Origin of the sequence: Amycolatopsis albispora (assembly GCF_003312875.1) — a bacterium.
GTDB classification, from domain to species: Bacteria; Actinomycetota; Actinomycetes; order Mycobacteriales; family Pseudonocardiaceae; genus Amycolatopsis; species Amycolatopsis albispora.
The window spans coordinates 1,390,268-1,401,708 of record NZ_CP015163.1 but is presented as its reverse complement, the minus strand read 5'-3'; the positions used below and the strand labels follow the sequence as shown (position 1 = coordinate 1,401,708).

Here is an 11,441-nt window from a genome sequence, read left to right as displayed (position 1 = left end):
GGGATCCAGGCCGGGAACTCGCCGTGCGGGGGGCGAGTTCCCGTGGTCCCGCACTCGCGCGTGCGTTCAGCCGACCGGCGTGAAGCGCACCGGCAGGGAAGCCGGCCCCCTGGTGAACACGCCCTCTTCGACCGGCGTGTGGCCGTCGGCGAGCCGCAGGTCCGGCATGGCGTCCAGCAACTGGTTCACGCCGACCTCCACCTCGGTTTTCGCGAGCAGCGCGCCGACGCAGAAATGCCGTCCCAGCGCGAAGGAAAGGTGGCTCGCCGCCGCGGAGAAGGCGGTCTGCTCGGGCAGGTCGGTGCGGAAGATGTCGAACTTGTCGGCGTCGGCGAAGCGGCTGCTGTCGCGGTTCGCCGCACCGATCAGGCAGGTCACCGTGCTGCCAGCCGGGATCACGCCGCCGCCCAGTTCGACGTCCTCGGCGGGCTGGCGCATGATCATGTGCACCGGCGGGCTGTAACGCAGGGTTTCCGCGAACGCCCGCGGGATCAAGCTCCGGTCGGCCCGCACGGCCGCGAGCTGGTCCGGGTGTTCGAGCAGGTTCTTGAACAGGCTCGCGATCGCCTTGTCGGTGGTCTCGCCACCGGCGGCGAGCAGCAGGCTGCAGAAGGCCTTGATGTCCTCGTCGCTCATCTTCGTGCCGTCGACCTCGGCCGCGCACAACGTGGAAAGCAGGTCGTCGCCGAGGTTTTCGCGGCGGCGCCGGATCACCGGGATCATGTACTCGGCGAATTCCGCGCGTGTGCGCATGCCGTCGGCGGCGATTTCCTCGTCCTGGCTCAGGTTGCCGAGGAACGCGATGATCGAGGTGTACCAGCGCTGGAACCGCTCGTGGTCACCGCGGTCGAGGCCGAGCATGTCGACGATCACGCCGATCGGGAAACGCCGGGCGAAATCGGTGACCAGGTCGGCGGAACCGCGGTGGCGGAAGCCGTCGATGAGCCGCCGGGCGTTGTCCTCGATGACCGGGCGGAACCGCTGTTCGAGTTCGCTGCCGCGGAAGGCGGGCGCGATCAGCGCGCGGCGCACCGCGTGCTCGCGGCCGCTCAGCTGCAGAATGGTCTTGCCGTGCACCGGTTCCAGCTGCCAGTCGTAGTTGTCCGTGGTGAACACCGGTTCCTTGAACGCCTTCGCCACGTCCTCGTACCGCGAAACGAGGTAGCTCGACATGGCCTCGTGCCAGATCAGCGGCCGCTCGGCGAGCATGATCCGGTAGGCCGAGTACGGGTCCGCGGCGAATTCGGGGGAAAGGATGTCCGGTGCCTCACGTGCGGTGGTCATGACCCTCCTCGGTCGGCGGTGAACGGGCCAGCCACGTTAGCGAGGCGTACGACATTTACCCACGCCCGAGGCGAAAACCCCAGCCGAATGCCGTAATGCGGTGTTACCGGATCGAGCGTTGTGGGGCGCGGCGGCGATCTGCGAGTATGGCGCTCCGTCACCGACCAGAGGGAGCGTCCGATGCCCAGCAGGCTCAACCCGTACATCAGCTTCGACGGCGACGCGAGAGCGGCGATGGAGTTCTACCGCGAGGTGTTCGGCGGTGAGCTGGAGCTGCACACCTTCGGCGAATTCGGGGCCGACCACGACCAGGACAAGATCATGCACGGCATGCTGGAAACGCCGAGCGGGTTCACCCTGATGGCGGCCGACACGCCGACCGGCATGGAATACAAGCCCGGCACGAACGTCACCGTCAGCCTGAGCGGCGACGACGGGGACGAACTGCGGGGTTACTGGGAGAAGTTGTCCGCTAAGGGCACCGTTTCGGCTCCGCTCGAAAAGCAAATGTGGGGCGACGAATTCGGGGCGTGCGTGGACCAGTTCGGCGTTTCCTGGATGGTCAACATCAGCGAGCCGAGCTGACCCGCCGCGCGATCGCGGCGTGGAGCGGACCGGGCTGGCCCCGCCGCGCTTTTGCGGCAACATCGGTGAGGCAGCCTGCCCGCTGTGCCACACGGCAACCCCAGCGAGCCGGACCGACCCGCCGCGCGATCGCGGCAACCTCGATGACGCGCACTGCCCGCTGTGCACTCGCGGCAACATCGGGAGGCAGCCTGCCCTGCCGCGCGATCGCGGCCACCTCAGCGAACCGGGCTGGCCCCGCGCTTTCGCGGCAACATCGGTGAGACGGCCCGCCCGCCGTCCGATCGCGGCAACCTCAGCGAGCCGGACTGCCCTGCCGCGCGATCGCTGGTACGTCAGCGAGCCGGGCTGGTCCGCCGCGCGATCACGGCGTGGAGCGGGCCAGGCTGACTGACCCGCTGGGCGCTCGCGGCAACATCGGGAGGCAGCCTGCCCTGCCGCGCGATCGCGGCCACCTCAGCGAACCGGGCAGACCTGTCGTGCGATCGCGGCGTCGAGCGGGCTCATTTCCGGCGGTACCGGCGTGGCGGGGTCCCACCATCGGAAGGCCAGCGCCTCGTCGCTGACCACCGGGCGCGGCGGGGCTTCGAGCGCCAGCCGGTAGACCGCGGCGTACTCGCGTCGCACCGGCGCGACCAAGGCGAACTCGGCCACGACGGCGAACTCCGCCGTCGTCGCCAGAATGCCGGTTTCCTCGGCCAGCTCCCGCAGCGCCGCCGCTTCTGGCCCCTCCCCCGCCTCCAGCATGCCGCCGGGCAGCTCCCAGTGGCGTCGGAAGGCGTTCAGCATCATCAGCACCCGCCCGCGGAACGCGACCACCACCAGCGCGAGCGGCATCGGGCGCAGGGCGAGATCGGGGTGGAAACCGCGCAGTTCGTTTCCTGCCTCATCGCGGATCACCACCTCGCCGACGGTAGCCGGTCACGGAGCGGCGAGGCCACGCAGCAGCGGCAGAAAGATGTCGTCGACTATTTCGGTGATTCTGGCGTCCGTCACCTGCCTGCCGTAGAGGACGGCGTCAGCGCGGATCAGGTCCAGGGGCAGCGCGAGCACCCGCGGGCTCAGCCGGGGCTCCGCTATCTCCCCGCGTTCGACCGCCCATCCGATCAGCGCCGCCAGCGCGTGCCCCGGCGCGGCCTTCGCGATCTGCTTGCGCAGCAGCGCGAAAACCTCCGGATCACGGAAGGTCTCGGTGGTCAGCCCGGCCAGCAGGTCCGGCGAAAAGTCCTCGAACCGGCACAGCGACCGGCCGAGCAACTCCTTCAGGTCACCGGACAGCGTCCCGGTGTCGGGCAGTTCCAGGGACACCGGCAGCCGGTGCCGCCAGGCCGCGAGCACCAGCTCGGCGCGCCCGGCCCACCGGCGGTACAGCACCGGCTTGCTGGTCCCGGCTCGCGCGGCGACCGCCTCCATGGTGAGCTTCGCGTAGCCGACCTCGAGCAGCTCCGCCCACACGGCTTCGAAGATCGCCTGTTCGAGGTGTTCCCCCCGGCGGCGAGACCGCTCTGCCAAGAGTGCCCCTTTTATCCCGATTGCGTTTCCCGAACGGGACTGTAGCCTGGCGCCGTTAGATACGGAACGTTTCTTCCTGGGGGTCCGACTTGCTGAGTCGCCTGCTGCGCGGTCACCTGCGGCCGTACCGGCGCGAACTGGCCGGCGTGGTGCTGCTGCAACTGGTCGGCACGATGGGCTCGCTCTACCTGCCCAGCCTGAACGCCGACATCATCGACCAGGGCGTGGCCACCGGCGACACCGGCTACATCCTGCGCGTCGGCGGCTGGATGCTCGCGGTCACCCTGCTGCAGATCATCTGCTCGACCGGCGCGGTCTACCTCGGCGCGCGGGTGGCGATGAGCTTCGGCCGTGACGTGCGCGCGGCGATCTTCCACCGCGCGGGCCGGTTCTCCGCCAGGGAGGTCTCCGGCTTCGGCGCGGCTTCGCTGATCACCCGCAACACCAACGACGTGCAGCAGGTGCAGATGCTGGTGGTGGTGGCCTGCACGATGCTGGTCACCGCGCCGATCATGTCGGTCGGCGGCATCGTGCTGGCGATCCGCGAGGACCCCGGGCTGTCCTGGCTGATGCTGGTCGCGGTGCCGGTGCTGCTGGTCGCGATGGGCCTGATCATCGTCCGCATGGTGCCGCGCTTCCGCACCATGCAGGACCGCATCGACACGGTGAACCGCGTGCTGCGCGAACAACTGTCCGGCATCCGCGTGGTCCGCGCGTTCGTCCGCGAGCCGGTGGAGACCCGCCGCTTCGCCGAGGCGAACACCGCGCTGACCGACACCGCGCTGCGCGTCGGCCGGTTGCAGGCGTTGCTGTTCCCGATCGTGATGCTGGTGCTCAACGCCTCCAGCGTGGCCGTGGTCTGGTTCGGCGCGCGGCGGGTCGCCGACGGCCAGCTGCAGGTCGGCGCGATGGTGGCGTTCCTGAGCTACCTGATGCTGATCCTGACCTCGGTGATGATGGTGACCTTCATCGCGACGATGATCCCGCGTGCGTCGGTCTGCGCCGAGCGCATCGTCGAGGTGCTGGACACCGAATCCTCGGTGCTGCCGCCGGCGGACCCCGTCCGCGAGGTGGGCACGCACGGCGAGGTGGAGTTCCGCGACGTCGAACTGCGCTACCCCGGCGCCGCGGATCCGGTGCTGCGCGGGGTTTCCTTCCGCGCGGAACGCGGGAAGACCACCGCGATCGTGGGCAGCACCGGCGCCGGGAAGACCACGCTGGTGTCGCTGGTCCCCCGCCTGCTCGACGTCACCGGCGGCATCCTGCTGGTCAACGGCGTGGACGTGCGCCGCCTCGATCCCGCGGTGCTCCGCGGCCGGATCGGGCTGGTGCCGCAGCGGCCGTACCTGTTCACCGGCACGGTGGCGAGCAACCTGCGTTACGGCAAACCGGATGCCACCGAAGAAGAACTGTGGGAGGCACTGGAAATCGCGCAGGCGCGGGAGTTCGTCGAGGCGATGCCCGGCGGGCTGGACGCGCCGATCACCCAGGGCGGCACGAACGTCTCCGGCGGGCAGCGGCAGCGGCTCTCGATCGCCAGGGCGCTGGTGCGCAAGCCCGAGATCTACCTGTTCGACGACTCGTTCTCCGCGCTCGACCTGGCCACCGACGCGGCCCTGCGCGCGGCGCTGCGGCCGCACACCGCGGACGCCGCCGTGCTGGTGGTCGCCCAGCGGGTGTCCACTGTGGTCGATGCCGAGCAGATCGTGGTGCTGGAGAACGGTTCCGTGGTGGGCCGCGGCACGCACGACGAGCTGCTGGAGAGCTGCCCGACCTATCTCGAGATCGTCCAGTCCCAGCTGACCCCGGAGCCCGCGGCATGAGCGCCCCCGCCACGAACCGCCCGCCGCAGCCGCAGGCCTCGATGTTCGGCCGCGGGCCCGGCATCGGCATGCCCGCCAGCAAGGCGGAGAACTTCTCGACCTCGGCGAAGCGGCTGCTCGGCCGGTTGCGCGGTGAACGCCGCCTGCTGCTGGTGATCGTCGTGCTCGGCGTGGCGAGCGTCGCGCTGTCGGTGGCCGGGCCCAAGGTGCTCGGCCACGCCACGGACGTGGTGATCGCCGGGGTGCAGCGCGGCGCGCTGGACTTCGCCGCGCTCGGTGAGGTGCTCGCCTGGGTGCTCGCGCTGTACCTGGCCTCGTCGGTGTTCGCCTGGCTGCAGGGCAGGCTGCTGAACAACGTGGTGCAGCGCTTCGTGTTCCGGCTGCGCGAAGAGGTCGAGGGCAAGCTGCACCGGCTGCCGCTGCGGTACTACGACCGGCAGCCGCGTGGTGAGCTGCTCAGCCGCGTCACCAACGACATCGACAACATCTCGCTGACCCTGCTGCAGACGCTGAGCCAGCTGCTGTCCGCGGTGCTGACCGTGCTCGGCGTGCTGGTGATGATGCTGGTCATCTCGCCGCTGCTGGCGCTGGTCGCGCTCACCGCCGTTCCACTGTCCATTGTGGTCACCCGGCTGATCGGGAAGCGGTCGCAGAAGCTGTTCGTGGCGCAGTGGAAGCACACCGGCTCGCTCAACGCGCAGATCGAGGAGGCCTACTCCGGGCACGAGCTGGTCACCGCGTTCGGCCGCCGCGAGGAGGTGGAGCGGGAGTTCGGCGAGCGCAACGGCAAGCTGTTCGGTGCCAGCCTCGGCGCGCAGTTCGTCTCCGGCGTGATCATGCCGTCGATGATGTTCGTGTCCAATCTCAGCTATCTCGCGCTGGCGGTGATCGGCGGGCTGCGGGTGACCACCGGCGCGATGACCATCGGTGACGTGCAGGCGTTCCTGCAGTACTCGCGGCAGTTCACCCAGCCGCTGACCCAGGCGGCGTCGATGGCGAACCTGCTGCAGTCCGGCGTGGCTTCGGCGGAGCGGGTGTTCGAGCTGCTCGACGCCGAGGAGCAGGAGCCGGACCCGGCCGAGCCGGCGCCCGCAGGGCCGCGGCGCGGGCGGGTCGAGTTCGAGCACGTGAGCTTCCGCTACGAACCGGACACCCCGCTGATCGAGGACCTGTCGCTGGTCGCCGAACCGGGCCAGACGGTGGCCGTGGTCGGGCCGACCGGGGCGGGCAAGACCACGCTGGTCAACCTGATCATGCGGTTCTACGAGCTGGACTCGGGCCGGATCACCCTGGACCGCACCGACATCACCCGGCTCGGCCGCGCCGCGCTGCGCGGGCAGATCGGCATGGTGCTGCAGGACACCTGGCTGTTCGGCGGCACCATCCGCGACAACATCGCCTACGGCAGGCCGGGCGCCACCGACGAGCAGATCGAGGCGGCGGCGAAGGCCACCTTCGTCGACCGGTTCGTGCGCAGCCTGCCCGACGGCTACGACACGGTGATCGACGACGACGGCACGAACGTCAGCGCCGGGGAGAAGCAGCTGCTCACCATCGCGCGGGCCTTCCTGGCCGACCCGTCGCTGCTGATCCTCGACGAGGCCACGAGTTCGGTGGACACGCGCACGGAATCGCTGGTGCAGCACGCGATGGCGGCGCTGCGGTCCAACCGCACGAGCTTTGTCATCGCGCACCGGCTGTCCACCATCCGCGACGCCGACCTGATCCTGGTGATGGAGGCGGGCCGCATCGTCGAACAGGGCACGCACGCGGAACTGCTCGCCGCCGAGGGTGCCTACCACCGCCTCTACGCCGCGCAGTTCCGCCAACCGGCGACGGACTGACACGGTGTCAGTGCTGTCAGTGCTGTCAGTGCCCAGCGGCCTCCATCGCCATCAGGAACACCGTGAAGAACAGCTGACCGGCCGCCACCGAGGCCCCGGTCACCGCGGTCCAGTCGAGCCGGTACTGGCGGTCGGTGAGGATCGACGCGGTGGCGCAGGCGATCGCCACGACGGCCACCATCCAGCCCAGCGGCACCCACCAGCACACCACGCCCAGCAGCAGGGAGAGCGGGCCGAGCCACGCGCGCTTGCCCGGGCGCTCCCGCACCGGCCGGGTCCGCATGGCGGTCATTCGGCGGCGTAGGCGCGGAGGAAGGTGTCGACGGCCGCGTCGGCGACGGCGCGCATTTCCGCCGCGGGCACCTTGCGCGTGCCCAGCCGCGACCGCGTTTCCAGCGGGCCGGTCAGCAGCGCGAGCAGCTGCTCCGAAGCCGCCGCCGGGTCGCACGGGCGCAGGCGGCCGGCCAGCGAGAACCGCGCGAGCCGGTCGGCCAGCGCCTCGGCGACCCTGTCCGCGGTGCGGGTCTGCACCAGCTCGATCAGCTCGGGGAACCGCGCCACCTGGCCGTAGGTCAGCCGCCGCAGCGACCGCGACCGCTCGGCACAGCACACCTGGACCAGCCGGTGCGCCACGTCCGCCAGCGCCGCGCGCAGGTCCGGTCCCGGTTCGCGCAGGCGCTCCACCACCTCGAGATTGGCCGCCATCACTTCGTCGGCGGCGGCTTCGATGGCGTGGCGGAACAGGTTTTCCTTGTCGTTGAGGTGGTTGTAGACGGTCGGCTTGGCGACGCCCGCTTCCTCCGCGATCTCCTTGACGCAGGCTTCGGCGTAGCCGCGGCGAGCGAAGACGGTGAACGCGGCGGTCAGGATCGCCTGCCGCTTGTCGATCCGCCCCCGGGAGGCAACTGTCACCTCCGCAGCATAGCCCGGCCTCGACCCCGGCCCTGGGCGCGAAGGTCCTGGCCACGCACCCTAGGGCGCCCTAGCGGCCGTTGAGGCGGCGGTCGCGGTGGGCGGCCATGCGGATCGGCGCGTTCGCCACGCCGTAGCCCCGGTATCCGCCGATGCGCTGCACCACCTCGAAGAACACCCGCTCCCCCGCCAGCTCGGTGTAGAAGTGCAGGAATTCGCCGTGCTCGTCGCGGTCGTACAGCACCGACTGCGCCCGCAGCTCGGCCAGCAACCCCGGGTCGAGGTCGAGGCGGGCCTCGAGGTCGTCGTAGTAGTTGCCGGGGATGTCCAGCAGGGGCGCGCCCAGCGCACGCATCGCCTTCGCGCTGGCGATCGCGTCACCGGTGGCGAAGGCGATGTGCTGCGGCTCGCGCACGGCGGGCGCCCATTCCCCGCGGCGCACGAGCGCGGTGTCCAGGGTCAGCCGCACGCCCTGGTGCGCGGCGGCACGGCTGCGCACCAGGCCGAACGGCGCGGCGAACTCCACCACCGGGTCCAGCCGCAGGCCCAGCACCGACCGGTAGAACAACGCGGCTTCCTCGAACTGGTCGAACGGCTGGGTCAGCGCCACGTGGTCGATGCCGGTGATGCCCGCCGTGCGCCCGGCCTCGCCGGCCGGCTCGAAGTCGGCCAGCCAGTCGTCACCGCCGCAGAAGAACAGTTCGGTGGAGTCGGGCGCCGCGACCGCCTCCCGGCCACGCCGCAACGGCTGCGCGAGATACGCCTCGGCACGGCGGGCCGAACGCCCGGGGTCCTCGCTGTCCACCGCGATCGCGGTGCGCTCGCCGGTTTTGTTGACCAGCACGCGAGCCCCGTTCTGCGCCCACAGCTGGACCGGCTTGGTCCGGTGGTGACCCGCGACGGTGAACCCGAGACCGGCCAGCACCTTGCCCACGTCCTCCCCCGCCGGCGCGGCGAGTTCGGCGAACGCGTGCCCGTGCAACGCCGGCGCTTCGGGCAGTTCGGCCAGGCCCAGCGACTCCCGCAACGCCAGCAGCGAGCGCATCGCGTCCACCGCGGTGAGCCGCGGATCGGCCTGCCGGAAGACGTCGTTGAACACCTCCAGCGACAGCGGCCCGCGGTACCCGGTGGCCAGCACGTGCCCGGTGAACGCGGTCAGGTCGAACTCGCCCTGGCCGGGGAAGAGCCGGTGGTGCCTGCTCCACTGCAGCACGTCCATCGCCAGCCGGGGCGCGTCGGCGAGCTGCACGAAGAAGATCTTTTCGCCGGGGATCGTGCGGATCGCGGCCGGATCGCCGCCCACCGACAGGATGTGGAAGCTGTCCAGGCACAGGCCGAGCGCCGGGTGCGCGGCACGCCGCACGATCCGCCACGACCGCTGGTAGGTGTTGACGAACCGGCCCCACGCCAGTGCCTCGTACGCGATCCGCATGCCGCGTTCGGCGGCGAGCTCGGCCAGCGCGTGCAGGTGCTCGGCGGCCAGTTCGTCGTCGTCCACCGCATCGGGTGACACCGACGAGCAGACCAGAATGGTGCCGGTGCCGAGTTCGGCCATCAGGTCGAGCTTGCGCTCGGCCCGGCGGAGATTGGCCCGCAGCAGCTCCGGCGGCACCGCCTCGAAATCGCGGAACGGCTGGTACAGGTCTATCGACAGGCCCAGGTCCGCGCAGTGGCGCCGGATCCCGGCCGGGGACAACCGCGACGCCAGCAGGTCGTTCTCGAAGATCTCCACCCCGTCGAACCCGGCCGACGAGGCGGCGGCCAGCTTGTCCTCCAGCGTGCCCGACAGGCACACGGTGGCGATGGCGGTCCGGCGCTCAGCCACGGGCGTACACCCCTTCCTCCGCCGCGAGTTCGCCGAAGTGCCGCAGCATGCGCTCGGCGTCCGGCTCGACCCCGGTGAACAGGCGGAACGAGTCGGCGGCCTGCAACACGACCATGCCGCCGCCGTCGAGCACGCGGCAACCGCGGGCGGCCGCCGCGCGCAGCAGTTCGGTCTCAAGTGGACGGTAGACGATGTCGGCCACCCACAGCTCCGGCCGCAGTGCCGACGCGGGCACCGGGCTGCCGGGGTAACGCGCCATCCCGGTCGGGGTCGCGTGTACCAGGCCGTCGGCGGTGTCCAGCACGCCGAGCTCGCCGACGACCGCCCGGCCGTCGCCAAAACGCTCGCACAGCGCGGAAACCAGCTTCGCCGCCCGTCCGGAATCGACATCGTGGACGTGCAGCGTCCCGGTACCCAGCGAGAGCAGCGCGTGCGCGACCGCCGCGCCCGCGCCACCCGCGCCCAGCAGCAGCACGGTGTCCATTGTGGCCTCAGGCAGGCCACGGCTGAGGCTGCCGGCGAACCCGGTGCTGTCGGTGTTGTGCCCGATCGCGCGCCCGCGGTCGAAGACCACGGTGTTCACCGCGCCGAGCGCGGCGGCCTCCGGTGACAGCTCGTCGAGGTGGCCCAGCACGGACTGCTTGACCGGATGGGTCACGTTGAGCCCGTCGAACCCGGCCAGCCGCGCGGCTTCGAGCACCTGCCCGGCCGGGCGGCCGAGTTCGTCGAGGTCCAGGCGGCGGTAGAGGTAACGCAGGCCGAGCCGGTCCGCCTCGCGTTCGTGCAGGGCCGGGCTCAGCGACGGGCCGATGCCGGCGCCGATCAGTCCGATGAGATAGCTGGTCACCACAGGCCTTCCGGCGATTAATGTACTAACTGGTGAGTTCACTGTAGCCCGCGGTCCGGCGCCCGTGAAGGGGGCTGGGCTAGAGTTGGGTGTCCGCGAACGAATCGGAGGGAGCCGGTGGCCGCACCGTCGTCCGAGGTCGAGCGGCAGCGCGACAAGGAACGCACCCGCGCCGACATTCTCGAGATGGCCACCAGGGAGTTCGCCGACAAGGGCTACACCGGGGCCAGGGTGGACGAGATCGCCGCCAGGACCAGCACCACCAAGCGGATGATCTACTACTACTTCGGCGGCAAGGAGCAGCTCTACGTCGCCGTGCTGGAGCGAGCCTACGCGGCGATCCGCGGGCTCGAACAGCAGCTCGACGTCGAGCACCTCGAGCCGGAGGAAGCCATCCGGCAGCTCGCCGAGCTGACCTTCGACCACCACGAGGCGCACCCGGACTTCATCCGGCTGGTCAGCATCGAGAACATCCACCGCGCCGAGCACATCGCGCGCTCCGAGGTGCTGTCCGGACTGGCCAATCCCGCGCTCGACGTGCTCACGCGCATCCTGGACCGCGGGCGCGCGGCCGGCCGCTTCCGCGCCGACGCCGATCCGCTCGACATCCACATGGTGATCAGCTCGTACTGCGTGTTCCGGCTGGCCAACCGGCACACCTTCGCCGCCATCTTCGGCCGCGACCTGCTCGACCCGGAACGCCGGGAGCAGCAGCGCCGCATGCTCGGCGACCTGGTCATCAACTACCTCACCGCCTGATCCAGCCCGGGGGTTGACATCGGGGGCGCCGTTGTCCAGCCTGTGTTAAC

The 11,441-nt window shown here is 70.7% G+C and carries 11 protein-coding genes; 4 read left to right on the top strand and 7 right to left on the bottom strand.

Annotated elements, in window-relative coordinates; all coding sequences use genetic code 11:
* Nucleotides 1–66: 66 nt before the first annotated feature.
* Nucleotides 67–1,284 (bottom strand): cytochrome P450, encoded by a 1,218-nt coding sequence (locus A4R43_RS06765; protein ID WP_113691525.1) that lies wholly within the window; start codon nucleotides 1,282–1,284, stop codon nucleotides 67–69.
* Between the two features lie 180 nt (nucleotides 1,285–1,464).
* Between A4R43_RS06765 and A4R43_RS06760 the strand changes: the two genes are divergently transcribed.
* On the top strand, nucleotides 1,465–1,869 hold the full coding sequence (locus A4R43_RS06760) for a VOC family protein (protein WP_113691524.1): 405 nt from the start codon (nucleotides 1,465–1,467) through the stop codon (nucleotides 1,867–1,869).
* A gap of 456 nt (nucleotides 1,870–2,325) precedes the next feature.
* Here the strand turns inward: A4R43_RS06760 and A4R43_RS06755 are convergent, their stop codons facing one another.
* Nucleotides 2,326–2,772, bottom strand: a complete 447-nt coding sequence (locus A4R43_RS06755; RefSeq protein ID WP_236808812.1) for an NUDIX hydrolase — start codon at nucleotides 2,770–2,772, stop codon at nucleotides 2,326–2,328.
* A gap of 18 nt (nucleotides 2,773–2,790) precedes the next feature.
* Nucleotides 2,791–3,381, bottom strand: coding sequence for a TetR/AcrR family transcriptional regulator (locus tag A4R43_RS06750; RefSeq protein ID WP_236808811.1), 591 nt, complete (start codon nucleotides 3,379–3,381; stop codon nucleotides 2,791–2,793).
* 89 nt (nucleotides 3,382–3,470) lie between these two features.
* On the opposite strand from A4R43_RS06750, the gene A4R43_RS06745 reads away from it, so the two are divergent.
* Together A4R43_RS06745 and A4R43_RS06740 are read left to right on the top strand one after the other, a co-directional pair.
* Complete coding sequence (locus A4R43_RS06745) at nucleotides 3,471–5,204, top strand: ABC transporter ATP-binding protein (RefSeq protein WP_113691522.1); 1,734 nt, start codon at nucleotides 3,471–3,473, stop codon at nucleotides 5,202–5,204.
* Complete coding sequence (locus A4R43_RS06740; RefSeq protein ID WP_113691521.1) at nucleotides 5,201–7,048, top strand: ABC transporter ATP-binding protein; 1,848 nt, start codon at nucleotides 5,201–5,203, stop codon at nucleotides 7,046–7,048. Before A4R43_RS06745 ends, A4R43_RS06740 begins: the two co-directional genes overlap by 4 nt.
* Before the next feature lie 25 nt (nucleotides 7,049–7,073).
* Here A4R43_RS06740 and A4R43_RS06735 read toward each other — a convergent pair whose 3' ends face one another.
* The 4 genes from A4R43_RS06735 to A4R43_RS06720 all read right to left on the bottom strand — a co-directional run bounded on the left by A4R43_RS06735 (nucleotide 7,074) and on the right by A4R43_RS06720 (nucleotide 10,632).
* On the bottom strand, nucleotides 7,074–7,331 hold the full coding sequence (locus tag A4R43_RS06735) for a hypothetical protein (RefSeq protein ID WP_113691520.1): 258 nt from the start codon (nucleotides 7,329–7,331) through the stop codon (nucleotides 7,074–7,076).
* Nucleotides 7,332–7,336: 5 nt separating this feature from the next.
* The gene (locus tag A4R43_RS06730; protein WP_113691519.1) at nucleotides 7,337–7,960 is read right to left on the bottom strand and encodes a TetR/AcrR family transcriptional regulator; all 624 of its coding nucleotides are present in this window, start codon (nucleotides 7,958–7,960) and stop codon (nucleotides 7,337–7,339) included.
* Nucleotides 7,961–8,030: 70 nt separating this feature from the next.
* Nucleotides 8,031–9,785 carry a bifunctional sugar phosphate isomerase/epimerase/4-hydroxyphenylpyruvate dioxygenase family protein gene (locus A4R43_RS06725; protein WP_236808809.1) on the bottom strand — a complete coding sequence of 585 codons (1,755 nt, stop codon included), beginning with the start codon at nucleotides 9,783–9,785 and terminating at the stop codon, nucleotides 8,031–8,033.
* Entirely contained in the window at nucleotides 9,778–10,632 is an 855-nt protein-coding gene (locus A4R43_RS06720) for a shikimate dehydrogenase (protein ID WP_113697387.1), read from the bottom strand. Before A4R43_RS06720 ends, A4R43_RS06725 begins: the two co-directional genes overlap by 8 nt.
* Before the next feature lie 117 nt (nucleotides 10,633–10,749).
* Between A4R43_RS06720 and A4R43_RS06715 the strand changes: the two genes are divergently transcribed.
* Entirely contained in the window at nucleotides 10,750–11,391 is a 642-nt protein-coding gene (locus tag A4R43_RS06715; protein ID WP_113691518.1) for a TetR/AcrR family transcriptional regulator, read from the top strand.
* Nucleotides 11,392–11,441: the final 50 nt, after the last annotated feature.